The organism is Enterococcus sp. DIV2449a, from assembly GCF_051711225.1.
GTDB classification, from domain to species: Bacteria; Bacillota; Bacilli; order Lactobacillales; family Enterococcaceae; genus Enterococcus_D; species Enterococcus_D casseliflavus.
Genome location: NZ_JBIOME010000001.1, coordinates 2,100,751 through 2,118,987 on the forward strand (window position 1 = coordinate 2,100,751; position 18,237 = coordinate 2,118,987).

At 43.3% G+C, this 18,237-nt stretch carries 14 protein-coding genes; all 14 read right to left on the minus strand.

Going from position 1 to position 18,237, the window contains the following annotated elements; all coding sequences use genetic code 11:
- Positions 1–10 precede the first annotated feature (10 nt).
- Complete coding sequence (locus IGI76_RS09855; protein ID WP_034858513.1) at positions 11–1,342, minus strand: 6-phospho-alpha-glucosidase; 1,332 nt, start codon at positions 1,340–1,342, stop codon at positions 11–13.
- Positions 1,342–2,970 carry a PTS transporter subunit EIIC gene (locus IGI76_RS09860; RefSeq protein ID WP_333719302.1) on the minus strand — a complete coding sequence of 543 codons (1,629 nt, stop codon included), beginning with the start codon at positions 2,968–2,970 and terminating at the stop codon, positions 1,342–1,344. Before IGI76_RS09860 ends, IGI76_RS09855 begins: the two co-directional genes overlap by 1 nt.
- 164 nt (positions 2,971–3,134) lie before the next feature.
- Positions 3,135–3,713 carry a hypothetical protein gene (locus IGI76_RS09865; RefSeq protein ID WP_333719303.1) on the minus strand — a complete coding sequence of 193 codons (579 nt, stop codon included), beginning with the start codon at positions 3,711–3,713 and terminating at the stop codon, positions 3,135–3,137.
- Positions 3,714–3,726: 13 nt separating this feature from the next.
- Complete coding sequence (locus IGI76_RS09870; RefSeq protein ID WP_311902390.1) at positions 3,727–5,370, minus strand: ABC transporter; 1,644 nt, start codon at positions 5,368–5,370, stop codon at positions 3,727–3,729.
- A gap of 18 nt (positions 5,371–5,388) precedes the next feature.
- Positions 5,389–6,264, minus strand: a complete 876-nt coding sequence (locus IGI76_RS09875) for a carbohydrate ABC transporter permease (RefSeq protein ID WP_005236529.1) — start codon at positions 6,262–6,264, stop codon at positions 5,389–5,391.
- Between the two features lie 12 nt (positions 6,265–6,276).
- Complete coding sequence (locus IGI76_RS09880) at positions 6,277–7,224, minus strand: ABC transporter permease (protein ID WP_016610970.1); 948 nt, start codon at positions 7,222–7,224, stop codon at positions 6,277–6,279.
- Between the two features lie 48 nt (positions 7,225–7,272).
- Positions 7,273–8,199 carry an ROK family protein gene (locus IGI76_RS09885; RefSeq protein WP_311902388.1) on the minus strand — a complete coding sequence of 309 codons (927 nt, stop codon included), beginning with the start codon at positions 8,197–8,199 and terminating at the stop codon, positions 7,273–7,275.
- 13 nt (positions 8,200–8,212) lie between these two features.
- Positions 8,213–9,214, minus strand: a complete 1,002-nt coding sequence (locus IGI76_RS09890) for a LacI family DNA-binding transcriptional regulator (protein WP_156235860.1) — start codon at positions 9,212–9,214, stop codon at positions 8,213–8,215.
- A gap of 222 nt (positions 9,215–9,436) precedes the next feature.
- Positions 9,437–11,581 carry a glycoside hydrolase family 3 N-terminal domain-containing protein gene (locus IGI76_RS09895; RefSeq protein ID WP_333719305.1) on the minus strand — a complete coding sequence of 715 codons (2,145 nt, stop codon included), beginning with the start codon at positions 11,579–11,581 and terminating at the stop codon, positions 9,437–9,439.
- A gap of 302 nt (positions 11,582–11,883) precedes the next feature.
- Positions 11,884–14,217, minus strand: a complete 2,334-nt coding sequence (locus IGI76_RS09900; protein ID WP_333719306.1) for a lectin-like domain-containing protein — start codon at positions 14,215–14,217, stop codon at positions 11,884–11,886.
- A gap of 44 nt (positions 14,218–14,261) precedes the next feature.
- Positions 14,262–14,627 carry a hypothetical protein gene (locus IGI76_RS09905; protein WP_016610961.1) on the minus strand — a complete coding sequence of 122 codons (366 nt, stop codon included), beginning with the start codon at positions 14,625–14,627 and terminating at the stop codon, positions 14,262–14,264.
- Between the two features lie 542 nt (positions 14,628–15,169).
- Positions 15,170–15,913: a MurR/RpiR family transcriptional regulator gene (locus IGI76_RS09910; RefSeq protein WP_015509932.1), complete on the minus strand. Its 744-nt coding sequence runs from the start codon at positions 15,911–15,913 to the stop codon at positions 15,170–15,172.
- A gap of 57 nt (positions 15,914–15,970) precedes the next feature.
- Positions 15,971–16,390, minus strand: a complete 420-nt coding sequence (locus tag IGI76_RS09915) for a GNAT family N-acetyltransferase (RefSeq protein WP_060793049.1) — start codon at positions 16,388–16,390, stop codon at positions 15,971–15,973.
- A gap of 56 nt (positions 16,391–16,446) precedes the next feature.
- The gene (gene recQ, locus IGI76_RS09920; RefSeq protein ID WP_010749536.1) at positions 16,447–18,213 is read right to left on the minus strand and encodes a DNA helicase RecQ; all 1,767 of its coding nucleotides are present in this window, start codon (positions 18,211–18,213) and stop codon (positions 16,447–16,449) included.
- Positions 18,214–18,237 lie beyond the last annotated feature (24 nt).

An 18,237-nucleotide genomic window follows, 5' to 3' on the forward strand; every position in this document is an offset into this window, starting at 1 on the left:
GTGAAACAAATCAAGACAATCCTGGCCAGTAATCACCATTTTCCGAAACCAAATCATCGAGCAACTCTTTGGCTACTTTTGCGCTAGGAATCGTTTTGGAAAGGCTTAACGCTTGCCACATTTTTTGATAGCTCTTTTCCACATATGCTTCGACCACTAATTTTTCCACAGTCACCTGCTGAAACATGAGCGCTTGTTGGAAGGCAGGAATTTTTCCTTGAGCGAGGGCTTCTGGTCCATCAGAACCGACGATACATGGCACTTCCACCATGGCATCATCTGGGAAGTTCGCAATCGCGCCGTTGTTTTCCACAATCATGACCATTCGCTCATGCGTATTAAAAGCGATGGCGCGTGCCAAATCAACGATAAAGGTTGCATGGGCATCAATCTCAAAGGCGATCCCTTCAGCAGAGCCTTGGGCAGTGATCTTTTTGGCATGATCGAACACTCGTTTTTCCCGTCCTTCCATCACTTCATTGGAACGCGTATACTCTGGATGTTCTTTCATGTGTTCGTAGACGTAATCTGGGTATAAATAATACTTCAAGTACGTATTTGGCAGATATTCTGGTGTGAGCGCCAAGAGGTCTTTGGCTTTTTTGTGGGTGTCTTGCCAACTTGGGTCAGTATGTTGGGTATCCACTTCGATCTGCGTCAAATAGCCATGTTCTGCAACGTAGTCACGAATGGTTTGAATGTACTCCGTGCCTTCTTTGTCTTTGACGCTGGTCCACCAGCCAAAATGATTCAAGCCAAAGTAGCGAACTTCTAGTTCCTCTGGCTGCTTGCCGATGATTTGCGACATGCGACGCAACGTGCCCACGGGCATGTCACAGATATTCAGAACCTTTGATTTCGGACGCAAGACCCGACACGCTTCAGCTACGATTGCAGCCGGATTGGAATAATTCAGCATCCAACAATCGGGGGAATATTTTTCCATGTAATCAATGATCTCCAGCATACCAGTGATGCTGCGCATCCCATAAGCGATCCCTCCTGGTCCACAGGTTTCTTGGCCAAAGACGCCATGGCGCAAAGGGACTTTTTCATCTTTTTCCCGCATGTCATACTTTCCTACTCGGATATGCGCCATACAGAAATCGACATCGCTGAAGGCTTCTTCAGGATCCGTCGTAAACGAAAATTCGATTTGCGGTGCTTGTTCTTTTAATAAAATCGCTAGGGCTTCACCAAGGATCGCTTGGCGTGCTTCATCATTGTCGTATAGTTTCAGCTTTCTTAAAGGAAAGCGTTCTTGATTGTCAAGCAGCATCATAACGATTCCCGGGGTAAAAGTACTGCCGCCCCCTGCGATCACTACTGAAAAATTTTTCATCATTCAATCTCTCCTTCTCTTCCCAGATAATTTTCTAACTCTTCCCGCACTTTCGGCACGGTCAACCCATAGACGACATGGACATTTTCACCATTTTTGATCACGCCTTTGGCTTGTGTTTCGTCTTTTAGCAGTGCTTCATCCACGAGTTCAGGATCCTTTAGTTTTAAACGTAAGCGGGTATAGCAGTTGTCGATGGTTTTGATATTGTCATCGCCACCTAGCGCTTTGGTGATAATTGCTGAGATACTTGTTTCACTAGTTGGACTAGGGGCGGCTTGGTCACTCGCCATGACCCCGACACCTGCTCCAGCAAGTTGTTTTTCTTTGTACTCTTTCTTCGAATACAGTTTGGTCTCTGTCCCACCTTCTTCACGACCGACCGTTTTCAAATTCAGTTTCGTGATCAAAAAACGGAACAAGAAGTAATAAAGAAAGAAGAAGACGACCCCGACGATCAAGTACACTGGCCAGCGAGTTTTCTCGATCCCTAAGGGCAAGTTGTACAAAAGAAAGTCGATGAAGCCATTCGGTCCGATGGCGCGAGAACCAAAGAGATTTAACGCCACCATGCTCAAGCCGCTAAGGGCAGAATGAATGACGAACAAAACAGGTGCCACGAACATAAAAGAAAATTCGATTGGTTCAGTCACACCTGCAATAAAGGAAGTCACAACTGCTGGAATCAAAATGGCTTTGACTTTGACTTTATTTTCTGGTTTTGCCGTTTGATACATCGCCAAACAGGCACCGATCAGTCCAAACATTTTTGAAATCCCACGAGCGTCCCAAATGACACTTTGCGATAATACGCGGACTGCTGGGTCAGCAATTTCCGCAAAATAAATGTTTCGTGCCCCTTCAAAGACTTGACCGCCAACTTCTGCGACACCGCCTAATGAAGTATACAAAAACGGCGTGTAGATCAAGTGATGCAAGCCAGTTGGAATCAATAAGCGTTCTAGCGTACCGTACAAGAAGATACCAAAGTTGCCCGTTTGTTGAATGATGCCGCCTAAACCGTCGATGCCAGTTTGTATTACTGGCCATACAAACGTGGAAACGATGGCTAATAACACGACGACCGGAATCAAGACAATAAAGACGAAGCGCGCGCCGCCATAAACTTGAAAGGCGTTGTTAAAGGTCGTATCGATAAAACGATTATGGATCAATGCTACGACGATCCCTAAAATGATGCCAAGAAAGACCCCCATATCCAGCACTTGGATCCCTAAAACGATCGCTTGCCCTGAACCTTGAAGCGCATCGGCTGGAACCAACATCCCCCGAAGCTCCATGAATTTGTTCATGGCATTTAAGAAGACGAAATATCCCAACAACGCGGTAAATCCCGCTTCAGCCTTTTTCTTATTGGCCAACCCTAGAGCGATCCCAACACAAAAAATAATGCCTAAATTGGTTAAAATCGGTAATAAGGAAGCGGATAAGATACTACCAAAACCGGTGGTTATCGGATTATCCAAAAAAGGAAACTGCTCAAGCAAGCGGACATTTGTAAACACATTCCCAACGGCAATCAATATCCCTGCGATCGGCAAAATCAAAACAGGCACAAACATTGCCTTGGAGAATTTCTGCATCGCATCCATCACTTTTTCTTTCATTGAGGAAACTCCTTTGTAGTTGATTTGTAGGTTCATTATAGGAAACATTTGTTACTAATAGAATAGCAAACGTTTTCAATTCAATGCGTTTCAAAGATTGGAACATGTTTCATCCTATCTACTTCCTTGCTAGTGGCGAATACAAGCAACAAAAAAAGAGTGAATCAAGATTGATCCACTCTGTTTAGATGCAACACTTTTTGATAAAAATACAAGGGCCCAGACAGACAAAACAGATAGAAGATACTTGGTGCTGAGTGCCATGTGAAGAAATAGCCGATCGCTGCTAGGACTAAAATTCCGATCCCTTTATGGTAGTGCATCATTGTAAAGAAAAAACTACTACGAAAAAGGTCAAACAGGTTTTGCCGATCTTGCAATTTTGATTGCATCACATACAGGTTAATGTTGTAGGACAACAAAAATGTAAGAAAAATGATGGTCAAAAAAGAGAAAAACAATGAATTCGTCAAAGCAGCAGAACGCCACAAGCTGAGTTCGCATAAAAATGAGAAGAGATTGAAGACCCCTAATGGTAGGGTCTTCAACAATGCGTTTTTGCTGTTTTTCAAGAAGGGGGGTAGCAGTTTTGCTTCAGGATGTTCATAAGCATCTACGACCGCTCGCATAGCTGCAGGAAACGTGATGATCGGAAACGACACCACCAAAAACAAGAGATTCAAAACCAGCATACGAAAAATAACTTCGCAAAGACGATAAAAACGACTCTCTAAAGCAAACATCACACACACACCTTTAGTTTAGTTTTTCAATATTTTCAGCGATTTTCTCATTTCGGTAATCAACGATTGCTGACCACCCATTGTTTTCTCGTTCTTGTAAGTAGTCTTCCCAAATCTGACGTCCCGCTTCTTCAGAGTCTGCTTGAATAAAGTTGACCAACGCTTGCACTCTTGCTGTGTTGATGGAAGTGAGGTTTCTTGCTTCAGAACCGGTGCGAGGATCAATGTCTTCGATCTCAAAACGTGGTGCTAACTTATCTTGAGACCATTCCACCATCTGACGAATCGATGTAGCTGGTTTTTGTCCCATTTGGATAGCATAATTGTCATTCCCAACAAACCAATAAGAACCTAGCCCAACTTCCTTGTCAAAACGAGCTATGTCCGAATTTCGTAAGGCCTCTGTTTCCTCTGAGTATTCAACCACGCCATCTACGAGGTTGTATGTTTCCCCTTCAATCCCAAAGGTCGTGACCATCGTGCCATATTCACTTGCCAAATAGGTCAAAAGCTCCATGGCTTTTTGGGGTTCTTTTGTCGACGTCGTGATAAAGGTTTGTGTCCATCCACCAATATTTCCGCCAGTAAAAGTGGAATCATCGCCATTCGAATTCTTCGGCCCATCGACGGCAATATAGGTTTGTTCAGGATTACGGGCATTATTGTCTGACATGAACTCATTGAGTCCTTTCGTGTTTGTATGCAAGTAAGCAAAGTAACGGCCCTGCCCTAGTTTTTCTTTCATCGTGTTGTCATTGTCTGAAAATTGGTCGTTGGTGATGTATCCTTCATTGTAACCTTTTCTAAAAGTCTCGATCCACGTGATATACTCCTCATCAGCGTCTCGATCATTGAATTGCCCATCAACACTTGGTGCAATGCTTAGAAAATCTTGCAAAGTACCACCATAAGCGCCATCCCCGCCATTGGAAATATCTAATGCAGTCGAAGCAAATGGGACTAATGCAGCACCATCATCTGCTGTCGGAAATGCTTCTTTTGCCCGTTTTAACGCATCTAAAAATCCTTCGGGCGTCGACATATCAGGTTCACCCAATGCTTCGTAAATATCTTTGCGGACAATGAAGACTTGATCTCCCACTACATTGCCGTCCTCATAATCTTGCGCAGTCGTTGAAAAGCTTGGGTATCCATAGATATTGCCATCTTCTAAAGTAAACCATTGAACAGATTCAGGCTTCGCTGCATGTTCTAGGAAATAAGGATCGTATTTTTCTGCCAAAAGACTCAGTGGTAAAGCAAATTTCGTCGCTTCGTTGGCAGCAGATAGATTTTTATCGAAGGTCATGATATCTGGCAGATCGCCTCCAGCTAACATCGTGTTAAGGTTCTCATCATTCCCTGAAATAAATTCGACATTGATATTCATGTCTTCTTTGATTTTTCGCGTCACAGTATCTTTTCCCCAACCTGGCTGAGCATACCAATCAAAGTTGACATACCACTTCAAGGTCGCTTCATGGTCAGTGTCTTTTTGCCAGCTTGGGGTATCTTTGTCTGCTTCAAAGCGAGCTTCTGGCAGATCTTCTACCTCAGCAGCTCCTTTTGACTCGCTGCTGGAATTACCACAGGCACCTAATACCATGACTGATGTACATACGAGACCGATCCCTAAAAATAATTTGCTTGCTTTCATTTTTTTCTCTCCTTTTGTCTATTCTTTTACTGATCCAAGAGTCATCCCTTGAATAAAGTACTTTTGTAAAAATGGATAGATCACGACGACAGGAACCGTCGTTACCACCATAGTTGCTAATTGCAGTGACTGAGAAGTCGTATTTCTGACCACATTGGTGCCTGTTGCTACTGCAGGCGATAGATTTTCCGAAACGATCCGAAATAGTAGCATTTGTAAAGGATATAAACTACGATCATCAACATAGATATTGGCGGTCATGTAGTCGTTCCACTGAAAGACGCCGTGGAATAATGCGATGGTTGCCAAAACTGGAAGGGACAATGGCAAAATGATTTTTACGAAAATAATAAAAGGATTGGCGCCATCCATCATGGCAGATTCTTCCAGCGAAAATGGAATGCTCCGAAAAAAATTCATCAAAATCACCATGTCGTAAAAAGAAAATAAAACAGGTATGATGTAAACCCAAAAATTATTTAACAAGCCGAGTTCTTTAAATAAGAGAAAGGTAGGAATCATCCCTCCAGAAACGAACATCGTTAAAATCCCCATGTTCATGTAGATTTTCCGCCCCATTAAGTTTCTACGACTCATCCCGTAAGCAACCATCGCCGTCAATGCCGTATGCAAAACAACACCAATCACTGTTTTTGCAACTGAGATGACAAAGGCTTTATAGATCGCAGAATCTTCAAAAACGGTGTAGTAACTTTCTAGTGAAAATTCCCGTGGCCAGAAATAGATCCCCCCTCTTGCGGCATCGGTTGCATCATTGAAAGACAAGGCGACGATATTCCATAGTGGCAACGCAATGATGGCTAAGAAGAACACCATGAAAATCACATTGGCAGTATTGAAGATCTTCTCATCTTTTGAAAATGTTTGTTTCATACTTTCCCTCCTCTAAAAGACTGATTCATCACTGATTTTTTTTGTCAAAAGATGACTACCGACCACAAGGATCAATGAAACAACCGACACAAATAGACCAACGGCGGTCGCATAGGAGAAGTCTCCTTGTTGAATCCCCATTTTATAGACGAATGAATTAATGACTTCACTGGACTGATAATTGACAGGGTTTTGTAAGACGAGTGTTTGATCGAGGTTCGAACCCAATAACCCACCGACTGACAAAACAAATGTCAAGGCGATAATATGACGGATCGAAGGGATCGTGATCCGAGTAATCTGCTGAAACTTCGTGGCGCCATCCATTCTCGCTGCTTCATAAAGAGCTGGATTGATCCCTGTCATAGCAGCGATGTATAAAATCGTATTCCATCCAACTTCTTTCCAAATATCGGAAATGACTGCAATCGCCCAATATTTTTCGGGATCAGTCAAGAAGCGGATCGGTTCATCGATCAACCCAACACCTAACAGTAAATTATTGACCAAACCGGTATCAGACAACCACGTAATAAACATGCCTCCTAAGATGACCCAAGAAAGAAAATGTGGCAAATAAGACACCGTTTGAACAACCTTCTTCAAGCGCACATGAACGATTTCATTGATCAATACCGCTAAGCCAATCGCTGCTGGAAAACCAATCAGTAGTTTAAAAAAGCTGATGCCTAACGTATTACTCATCACCGTCCAAAACATTGAATCACTAAAAAATTCTTGGAAATATTGGGTACCGACCCACTCTGCATTCGCGATCGAATCAAGCACTGAGTAATCTTTAAATGCGATGACGATCCCGTATAGTGGGATAAAATTAAAAATAATCATCAGGATAATCCCAGGCCAAACCATTGCTTGATAAAAACTTTGGCCTTTTAGTTTCTGCAAAAAGGTTCTTTTCTTTGGGGTTGCTTTAAGTACGACTCCTTTAGATTCCATTGTTCCACCCTTTCTAAAACGCTTACTTTTTCATCTGAAGGAAATGAGTTACTTCCTTCGTTGGTTTATCAACTGATAGACCGCACCAATCATACCTGCATCATTTTTTAATTTTGCACGTCGAATCGGTGCAATCGTGCGTCCTTCTAAGTAACCAATACTTTCATGGCGAGCTTTTAGCTGACAGAGGTTCTCTTCAAGCCTTGCCATAAACTCATCATTTTCACTGATCCCACCACCAATCAAAATCAGCTCGGGATCAAATGTACTGATCAAATTGAGCAAGCCCACCGATAAATCTTGAAAAAACTGTGCAAGCACTTGGTTCGCTACCACTTCTCCTTGCGCTCCTCGCTGAAAGATCTCCACCGCATCTTGAGGGAAATCACTCCGACCAAGCTGTTGAAGTGCCAACTGGTACTGGTGGCAAAGCCCCCCCACGACAGCAGCTCTTTGGTTCAAGGAAACAGTTTCTAAATTTCCTTGGTCAGGTAAGCTATCGATCAGCATCCATCCGAATTCACCTGCCATGCCATGGCTGCCGCGATAGAGCTGATCATTAACAATGATCCCACCGCCAATGCCTGTACCGACGACAAGGCATAGATAGTTCTCACAGTTCTGTGCGTGCCCAAGCCATTTTTCAGCGATCGCCGCTGCATTGGCATCATTTTCAACCATGACCGGTAGCTTGACACGTTCTTCTATTTCTTGCTTTAAATTGATTCCATAAAGGGATTTGATTGATCCTGCTGTAATCATCGTGCCATCTTTTTGGATGATGCCCGGTGCGCTAATCCCGACACCATCGACTATTGCTTCTTGCTGCAATGATTTGATCAATGCTGTGATGGATTGCAAAAATCCCTCCTTTTCATGGATCGTCGGCATCTGTCCTTTTTTGACAATTTCACCGTTTTTCAAGATCACACCATATTTGATGGTGGTTCCTCCAACATCGATTCCAATAAACATTGCTTCACCCTCATTATTCATTTACTTGTTTTGTCGATTGATTGATGCACAATTCCCCTGGTAAAACGTAGGAGATCCCAATGGCATTTTCCTCAATCATTTCGATCAAGTGTTTGACTGCCGTGACCCCTTGCAATTGGATTGGATTTTTCACAGTCGTCAACCGAGGCATGAAATAGTCCAAAAGATCGATGCCATCAAAACCAATTACGCTGAAATCATCTGGCACCCGCCACTTGGTCTCATGGATCGCCTTGACCGTTCCGATCGCACTAAGATCATTTCCCGCCAGAAACGCTGTGGGTAAATCTTTCTGCTCTAACAAAAACTGTTGCACACGGACTCTCGTTCGTTCTTCTTCAAAGAACCCCTGTAATTGATAGTCCGACCTTTTAGAAACCCCTGCCTCGTTTAATGCTTCTAAATACCCTCTTAAGCGCTCATCACTATCATAAACACCAGTGATACCACTGATAAAGGCAATTTTTTTGTGGCCAAGAGACAAAAGATACTCGGTGGCTGCTTTTCCTTTTTCGAAAGAATCAAAGACTACACTGCCGAAGTTCTTCTCTTGAATGTTTCGATCGATAAAGACGGCTTTGATTTGTTCTCGTTCCATCGCAGCCAAATCCTGCTTTGTTAAAAAATCTTCAAAGCCAATAATGCCATCAACAACACCGCCTAATATACTATTGAGAACCACTCGTTTATCCGTGGATAAGAAGACATTGACCGCATAACCATGTTTTTCTGCCTCTCTGGCAATCGCTTCAACTAATACGCTAAAGTAAGGCCCTTTCATGCTGGTAGTGTAGAAACCGAGCATTTTCGTTTTCGTGTTTTTCAATTGTTTGCCCATTAAATTGGGAACATAATGCAAACGTTGTGCTGCCGCCACCACACGTTCTTTCGTAGCTGGGCGAACAACATCGACACCGTTGAGTGCTTTGGAAACCGTCGCAATCGACACATTTGCTTCTTTCGCTACTTCTCGGATCGTGATTCGATTTGCCAAATGACCCTCACCTCCTAAACTGATCCCGCAAAAATAAAAACGTTTTTATTTTATCGGAAAAATGAACGACCGTTACCTCACTGGTCATCTGATAATCCAACTATATATAAAAACGTTTTCATCCACAATGATTCTAGGGCTGATTGGCGTTTGTACCAGCAACTTGAAACCTGTGCCATCATGGTACAAGTTGTACCTACAAAAAAAAGCCTCGAAAGGCTTTTAAATCGTGAGCGTACCAATCAACTTCGCTGAGGCAGCAGCAAAGCCAAGGTATAAAGAAATCGTACCAGGATCACTTTTTGTCGAGAAATCGGAATGAACGTAAGCAAAATCCTCTGGTGTAACATAGAATGTATGCTGCCTTTCTTCGCCTGCAGCAAGATGGATTTTTTGCCATTGTTTTAATTCCCGCATCGGTCGCGCTACTTCTGTAACATCGTCTCTGCTATAGAGTTGCAGTGTCGTCGTATGCGGCACATCTCCCTCATTTTTCAGCGTGCAGCTGATCTCAAATGGTGCATCCTTTTCCTGAGGATTAATGATTTGGGTGTGGGTGATCGTGCATCGACCATAGCCCATCCCCGAGCCAAAAGAAAACAATGGCTCATTTTTTTCATCCATATAACGCGAAATATATTTTTGATCACTATTCTCTTCAGTCAGTGGACGCCCTGTAGAGAGTTGAGCATAGGTCATCGGTAATTGGCCTTCTGCTCGAGGAAAACTCATAGCTAAACGTCCTTGCGGTTCAGACTCGCCCATCAACAAATCTGCCAACGCATTGCCTCCTTCTGATCCAGGGAACCAAGCAATCATGATGGCTTGGCAAAGAGGCTCGATGGCGGTCAAAACTAGTGGTCTGCCACAGAAAAGAATCGTTGCGATCCTAGGATTGACCTGACTTACTGCTTCAATCAATGCTTCTTGCTTTCTTGATAAAGAAAGTTTGGTCAGACTTGCCGCTTCTCCCGCTTCCTCGCTAGTTTCCCCCAGAGCCAATAAAACAACCTCAGCTTCTTTAGCAACTTTACACGCCTCATCAATAAAGGTACTCGTCAGCATTTCCCCATCAGGATACGATAAGACAGTTAAGTCAATTTCTTTTTGAGAAAGACCCTCCGCTAAGGAGACCGCAGCCTCCGGTTTGCCGATCCACGACCAAGCCCCCAAAAGATCCTTCGAAGCTGCTTTGGGGCCGATCAATGCGACCTTTTGTTTTTTCTGTAACGGCAACAGTGCTTGGTTTTTCAGAAGAACCGTTGTTTTCTTTGCTGCTTCTCGTGAAAGGTGGCGTGTTTCCTGCACTAATTTTGGTGCTAAGTTGCCCTGCACTAATCCTCTAAAAGGGTCTTCAAAAAGACCCAACTTATTTTTTAAGCTTAACACATGAAAGACAGCCTTATTTAGCTGCTCGTTCATTTCAGGTTCTGCATGAATGATTTGTTCCAATGCATTCAGATAGCAATCGCTCATCATATCCATTTCCACGCCAGCAGTAAAAGCTTTCTTTGCGGCTTCCTTTCGATCAGCAGCTACACGATGCGCCATCAATTCCGCTACCGCTGCCCAATCTGAGATGATCAAGCCGTCGAATCCCAGCTTTTGTCGTAATACTTCCTGCAATAAGGGTTGATTTGCGGTGGCAGGAACACCGTGGATCGTATTAAAGGAGGTCATTACTAATTGTGCCCCTGCTTCAATCGCAGCCTGAAACGCGGGCAAATAATTCTGATAGAGCTCCAGATCGGACAAATCAACGGTATGGTAGTCCCGTCCACCTTCTGCAGCGCCATAGCCGATAAAGTGTTTGACACAAGCGGCAATTCGCTGTTTATTTTCTGCAAGGGAAGCAGTTCCTTGATACCCTCGTACATAAGCAGCCGTCAATACAGAAGATAAGGTGGGATCTTCCCCATTACTTTCCAAGACCCTTCCCCAGCGCGCGTCTTTGACATGATCCGCCATCGGTGAAAACGTGACATGGACACCAGCTTCTGCCGCTTCTTTCGCTGAAGCTTTAGCAACCTCTTCCACTAACTGCGCATCAAAGGAAGAGGCTAAGGCAAGCGGAATTGGGAAAATCGTTTCATACCCATGGATAACATCTGCCATAAAAACAAGGGGAATCTTTAAACGACTTTTCTCAAGATAAGACGTTTGGATGGCATATACTTGTTCAGCAGTATGAGCGCCCAACACAGAACCAATCGTAAATAATTGGTCTTCACTCATTTGCCATTGCTGCATCGGACCCGTGATTTCTCCTCCTTGTGCAAAAAAATCTGGCGTCAGTTGGACTAACTGGCCCACTTTTTCAGCTACGGTCATTTGGTCAATCAGTTCTTTTAGTTTTACGGTCTCCACTATTATTCTCTCCAATCATTCGGTTCTCTTCTTTTGCTTAAAAAAAGCCCTATTTGCGCCTTCTTAGCAGAAGCAAAAAAGTATCTATTCCTTTCATCTAGTATAATTAAAAACGTTTTCAAAAAAAGATAGTGTTCCTACTTTGGATCAACTCATGGGAAAAAGGAAAAATCTTCATCATGGTACAAGGTGTACCACAAAAAATGGATCGCACCGAATCCCCTGATACATCCGACATTGTCTCTTCCATGATTCTAATAAAAAGAAGCTGCAACTAGCTGCAGCTTCTTTTTACTTTATTCTTAAGGAACAAAGGAAAGTTCCCAGAGGATCGTTGCTGTATATCGCGTGGCTTGAGGTGCTGCACTCACTGGCACCTCAAGTTTCACACTTTGATCCATTGTTTCTCGATCGCCAAAGCGCTGGACCCAAGTGCCTCTACCTTCGTTGGCATTTGCTTGCGCAATCACTTCAGCCTGTCCAACAGTCAGGGTTGCTTGCGGTTTAAACGTAGGGGGATCAGACACATTCTCTCGAGTCGTTGCTACATCGATATTGTTTAACAAAATTCTAGCACCATTCAGTTGATGCCCTTCATCACTTTCAAAAGGGGTTCGTAAGGTTGCACGGAGGGTCCAACCAGAATTTTCCCGCCTCCGATCCGAAACTTGCACATAATTAGGGCGTAGATTATCATTTGGATAAGCCGAATGAAGCAGTTTTTGCGGTAAGGCATCATAGGTCGTCGTTTCTGACCGAATGCCCACTGTCCCAAACTGGAATTGGGAAACAAAATCCAAGCTGACAAACCCTTGTTCTTCATCAATCTCAGGCGGATTCTCAGGGTTTACTTGCGTATCCGGGTCAAGAGGATCTACTGGTTGCGGAGTACTTTCTAAACCATAAACCAGCCAGTATTCTTGTTCATCTCGGGTGACTCTTGTTTCCAGCGGCTGACCGTCCCGCTCGTAAAGATATTGATAATAAGGAATCTCCACAGGCAGGATATCGACCGATTCATTTACGAATTCTCCTTGATAGGTTGGTTCCCTCAGTGTTACCCCTTCTTCATCTATGTGATTGATCTTGATGTTCGATGGCACGCGATCAAATAAAAAAGTCACCTCCTGATGGAACGGCTGCGGCATAATGTCAAATGTATCTGGGTCAAAGTGTTCTGCTTCATACTCAACACCATAATAGTCATACCCTAACTGATAGGGTTCATCGCTCTCTCGGTTCTTGGGGTCCAGTGTATGAAGAAAACGTAACGGCAGATCCAGTGTATCCGCAGGAAGAATAGGCTCTCCTGTCTCTCGATCCAGATAGTTTACATGGACGGTTCCGGTACCAATGTAGTAGTTCATTTCTTCAAAATAAAAGGTATGGCGATCACTTCTCGCTCCCGTACTGCCGGCTATAATAAATGCCATTGCAGAAACATCAGCGGGCTGCCAATCACTGATATCACGTCGCCAAATCCGATCTCTATACGTAACTTGAAACCAGCGACCTTCATTATTTGGCTGATATTCAATCAAGATCGGATCATCTGCCCCATTTCTGGCACCCGTTCTTGCTGCTGGAGCATCATTTCCCATATATGTTTCCAGTAATACTGGTGTCCTATGATAGATAAAGCCAGCAAAGGGTGCATCGCCGACTTGTATTGGATCCCTTTCAACGGTAAACCTATTACTATCAAAAAGACCTCGAGTATCATTATAATTATTATCTAGTTTAAAAGCGAAGGCATCTCTCAGTCCACCGATCCCAAATGCATTGCCCTCATGACCTCTTATGTGAGTCTCAGAATTATGAAAGCCAAATGCCATCCCATCAGCACCACGTGGTTTAGACCCTATATTGGCTCTACCTTTAAGCGTAAATGGCTGATCCAGACTAATTCTGTCTTTTAAGGTAACATAACCGACTGACCAAGTGATATCTTCTGTCAAGACTAATAGACCCGTTTCTTCATTGTAAGTAGCAGTGCCTTGGACATCAAAGTGTTCTCTAAAATTGTTTTTGTCAATCGTCACTTCGACCATCTGCTCACTTCTATCATCCACTTCCGCCTCTTTCGCTGCCGCATCCGAAGCCTCGTCTCCTTCTTCCTCTTGTGCAGCTTCCGCAGAATCATTTTCATCTTCGTCTTGATCAGTATCTTCGATCACCGTGTTTTCCACTATCAGAAGCCGTTGTGACGCAGACTCGGCAACGATGAGCTCATATTCTCCGATCGTATCCACAATAATCGGTAAGACAAAGGTGGTTTGTGGGACCTCGCTGATCAGCTGCCACACCCCTTCGTTTTCTGTTTTTACAGCAGTTAGCCCCTCCATCAATGCTTCCTGATCGATGATTACTTGTTCAGGCAAAGCGAGGTCCACCGTTTCAAGGGCATCTTCTGAGTAAAAGATAAAATCTAGTACATAATCGACTTCTCCTTGGATCAATTCTTCTGGAAAGAAGATTTCTCCGATTACTTCTTCAGCTGATTTCTCCTCTTGCTCATTCTCTGGGGTCCACGAATAAATCGTCTCGGCATTCATGATCGTGAACGTCATAATCAGAGGGAGTAAGATAAGCAAAACCAGTAATTCTTTATTTTTTTTACGAAAAAATGAGTTCATCCCATTCACTCCTAAATGTCATTCTCTTGTTTGTTAAATGGACGCTATTCCCACTTTGGGGAAGTAGCTTTTCCTTTTCGAATGATTTGTTTTAGTACATATAAGTCAAGCGCGATAATTATCAAAAGACAGCCTAGAATCACCCAATCCAATCGCTGAACGGTGTTAGTCTGAGGCAGTTCTCCCCCCGGCTTCACCGTGTCTTGCGGCGGGCGTAGGACTGGTCCTGTTGGCGGTGATGGTTCTGGAGGATCTAGCGGTTCATATACTCCTGTAAACTGCACGGTTCCATCTGTTTCGGTTGATCGCAGCTCATCGCTGAAGCTTGTTATTGGAAAACTGCAAGCGACCCATAAGGCGAGACAGCCTTTTAGAAGTTTTGCTAAAAAACGCGCACCTTTGATGTTCATTCTCCCTCCTCCTTTTATAGAATTCACTTCAAAAACCATCGTTTTTGAGATTATAAAAGGATTTGCAAGAAATGTGGAAGAAAACCATTTTAAAGCATGGTTTATCAGCCTTATTAAAAATATCACTCAAAATAAAATAACATATCTCAAAAACGATGGTTTTCAAACATGTTCTATTTATTATATCGTTGATTGACTTTTGATAAAATTCACATTCTTCATCAAATGGTGAATATTGTGAATCTCCGTTATCTTTCATGGCTCATTTCTTCCAAAATACGCGTCATTCTATAAAAATCTATTGAAAACGACACGAATTCAGGTCATTCTTGCTGCACACATTGTCTCGCCCCTCAGTTCCTCTTGCTAGTCGCTTTACTTTTTTTAAAAACAGCAAACTTTTCAAGTCGATTCCCATCGATACCTACACCTATTTTTTTCACAATAAAAAAACAAACAGCCAAATCATTCCATCAAAGGAATCCCTTTTGATGGAATGAAGCTGTTTGTTAATTTACGTGTGAATAAAGAGAAAAATCCGTTTACAATTCTTCTGCTGTTAACGAAAACTGACGAACCGTCTCTGATAAAGCTTCCACTAAGAAAAGACAAGGAATTTGCGTCGTCAAATCTTCATACTTGTTGATGCGTTTTACATCAACTGAATAGTCCAAGACATAATCGGACATTCGTCCCAGAGTGCTATTGGCGTCACTGGTGATCGCTACCGTAGTGAAGTCTGGATTGTTACGAAACCCATTGACGACTTCAATAATCTCGGTAGTCGTTCCCGTGATGGACAAGACGACGATCATATTATCCGAAGTATGCTTCAACTTAGCAAAAATGGGGTACGTATTATCCACTAATGCATAGCTATTAAATCCAATCGTAGCAAAACGGCGGGCAGCGTATTCACACATGGAACCAGAGGCACCGATGCCATAAAAAATGATGTTGTCGCATTCCAACATTCTTTCTGCGATCCGACGAATCTTTCCTTCAATATCTCGCGGAAAATGTTCAGCATTCAGGACATTCATGCTGCTATAAAAACTAACGGCATCTAATTCAGGGACTTTAAATTGGGTGCGAAACTCCGTAAAGCTTTCGTACCCTAATTTACGGATAAAGCGCATGACCGAAGAAGCTGAAGTGTGGGATTCAAGCGCGATCTCACGGACACGCATGTAAGGAATTTTATCACTTTGGCTGGACATGTAATGATAGATTGCACGATCGGTCTCTGATAACTCATTGAAATCGATTTTTCCAAAAAAAGACATCTTAAACGCTCCTATTTTTTTGTTCTCCTATCAATGTACCATAAGCTGGCAGAAACATCACAACTGTTTGACAAGAAACAATTCCATCGGCTGTTCAAATCCAGGACTTGTCAAAAGTAACCCACCGGCATCTTGGTAACCGAGTTTACGATAGAAATGCTGTGCCTGCTCGTCGACTTGTGTGGAAGTCAAGCAAAGCGCATGGCCAGCTGCTTTTTGCTGTTGTTCCCAATAAGTAACCAACCGTTTCCCGATTCCCTTGCCTTGATGCGCTTTTGCGATCACTAACATGGTACAAAAAGGAATCGTGTCCCAGAAAAAATTGTAGCGCAGCAACCCTACTGGCTGGTCGTCTGCAACTACAACATAAGCAGTTTTTTCCATTATCTTTTTGGCGAAGACTTCCGTTGGTAAGTGAGTATCCAAAGAAAACCAAAATGCTTGATCTGCAGCTACTGCCGGTCGAATCGTAATCATTGATGTTTCGTCCCTTCCTGCTGTCTTTTTTGTCTTATCTTAGAAAAATGTCTATTTTAGTCACTTTCCGTCTTTTCGTATTCAGAAAGCAATGCTAAAAAGGCGTCACCATACTTATCCAACTTGTTTTGGCCAACTCCTTTGATCTGTAAAAACTCGATCGGCGTTTTTGGCTGAACTTCCGCCAATTCTCGTAGTGTTTTATCAGAAAAAACCACATATGGCGGCAAATTTTGTTCTTGTGCGAGATTCAATCGTAAGGTGCGCAGTTGATCGAATAGCTCGTCATCCACCACTAACTGTTTGACTTTGGTTTGTTTTCGATAAACTTTTGCTTTTCCAAGCAACACATCAATCCCCGCATTGGTCACACTTAACAACGGGTATTGCCCTTCAGACGGCAAAAGATACCCTGATGCTGTTAAATAATCGATCAGCTGATTGACTTCCTTTTGGGACCAATCTTTCATTAATCCATAAGTCGGTAATTTTTCAAAGCCCCACTGTTTGACTTTTTGATCGCCTGAGCCAGTTAGCACTTTCCCCACCAGGGCTTTCCCAAAGCGTTCGCCCATTCGTTTCACACATGACAACACTTTTTGTGTATCCACTGTGATATCCACTTGTTCTCTTTCATCAAGACAATTGCTGCAACGACCGCAATCGGGACCATCTTCTCCGAAATAACGCAAAATATAGCGCTGCAAACACAATTGGGTATGTCCGTATTGGCTCATCTCCCGCAACTTCAAGTATTCGTTTTGGCGATAAAGAATGTCTGATTCGGATTGATCGATAAAGAATTGCTGGATCTGCATGTCTTGCGGCGCATAAAGCAAGATCGCATCACTGGGTTCCCCATCTCGTCCAGCACGCCCTGCTTCTTGATAATAAGACTCCAAATTACCTGGTATCTGGGCATGGATCACGAAGCGGACGTTGCTTTTGTTGATTCCCATTCCGAATGCATTGGTGGCTACCATCACTTGTAGGCGGTCATAGAGAAATTCTTCTTGGAAAAAGGAGCGCTCTTCTTCTGAAAGCCCGCCATGGTAATACCCGACTGACACGTGTTCATGCTTCAACAGGTGATAGATTCGTTCCACTTCTTTGCGGGTGCTGGCGTAAATAATACCTGATTGTCCTTGGTTCATTTTCAAATACGTCGTTATGTAGGTATCTTTTTGATCCTTGACGACTTGAAAAGCCAAATTTTCCCGCGCAAAGCCGGTCTTGACTTGATTTTCAGCTGGAATCGAAAGTAAGTTTTCGATATCTTCGGCAACTTTGGGCGTAGCTGTTGCGGTAAGGGCTACGATCGTGGGCTTTTGTTCCCAATTGTCGATCGTTTCGGCGAGCCGCAGATAGCTCGGGCGAAAATCGTGACCCCATTGGGAAATACAGTGGGCCTCATCAACGGCTAACAAAGCGATCGGCATCTGCCGCAGCGAATAGCGAAAAGCTTCTGAGTCCAGACGTTCTGGAGAAACGTACAGCAGCTTGATTCGTCCTTGGCGAGCTTCTTGCAAGCGTTGATTGATCTGTGCTCCTGTCAAGGAAGAATTGATGTAAGCAGCGGGGATCCCCATATCAACGAGGCTGTCTACTTGATCTTTCATTAAAGAAATCAAAGGTGAAATGACCAAGGTGACCCCATCCAGCAAGAGCGCTGGCAACTGATAACAAATCGATTTCCCGCCACCAGTAGGCATGATTCCCAAAACATTTTGTTGTGTTAAAATAGATTGAATAATCGTCTCTTGACCTTCACGAAACTGTGAATAGCCAAAATGTTCTTTTAAGACTGTTTGAATAGTTTGCATAATACCCTCTTTTCCATTTCCTTA

Bases quoted from the DNA above. Each gene is read 5' to 3' on its own strand.
- IGI76_RS09860 (WP_333719302.1), bottom strand. From the start codon at position 2,970: ATGAAAGAAAAAGTGATGGATGCGATGCAGAAATTCTCCAAGGCAATG.
- IGI76_RS09855 (WP_034858513.1), bottom strand. From the start codon at position 1,342: ATGAAAAATTTTTCAGTAGTGATCGCAGGGGGCGGCAGTACTTTTACC.
- IGI76_RS09875 (WP_005236529.1), bottom strand. From the start codon at position 6,264: ATGAAACAAACATTTTCAAAAGATGAGAAGATCTTCAATACTGCCAAT.
- recQ (WP_010749536.1), bottom strand. From the start codon at position 18,213: ATGCAAACTATTCAAACAGTCTTAAAAGAACATTTTGGCTATTCACAG.
- IGI76_RS09900 (WP_333719306.1), bottom strand. From the start codon at position 14,217: ATGAACTCATTTTTTCGTAAAAAAAATAAAGAATTACTGGTTTTGCTT.
- IGI76_RS09880 (WP_016610970.1), bottom strand. From the start codon at position 7,224: ATGGAATCTAAAGGAGTCGTACTTAAAGCAACCCCAAAGAAAAGAACC.
- IGI76_RS09885 (WP_311902388.1), bottom strand. From the start codon at position 8,199: ATGTTTATTGGAATCGATGTTGGAGGAACCACCATCAAATATGGTGTG.
- IGI76_RS09915 (WP_060793049.1), bottom strand. From the start codon at position 16,390: ATGATTACGATTCGACCGGCAGTAGCTGCAGATCAAGCATTTTGGTTT.
- IGI76_RS09910 (WP_015509932.1), bottom strand. From the start codon at position 15,913: ATGTCTTTTTTTGGAAAAATCGATTTCAATGAGTTATCAGAGACCGAT.
- IGI76_RS09905 (WP_016610961.1), bottom strand. From the start codon at position 14,627: ATGAACATCAAAGGTGCGCGTTTTTTAGCAAAACTTCTAAAAGGCTGT.
- IGI76_RS09865 (WP_333719303.1), bottom strand. From the start codon at position 3,713: ATGTTTGCTTTAGAGAGTCGTTTTTATCGTCTTTGCGAAGTTATTTTT.
- IGI76_RS09870 (WP_311902390.1), bottom strand. From the start codon at position 5,370: ATGAAAGCAAGCAAATTATTTTTAGGGATCGGTCTCGTATGTACATCA.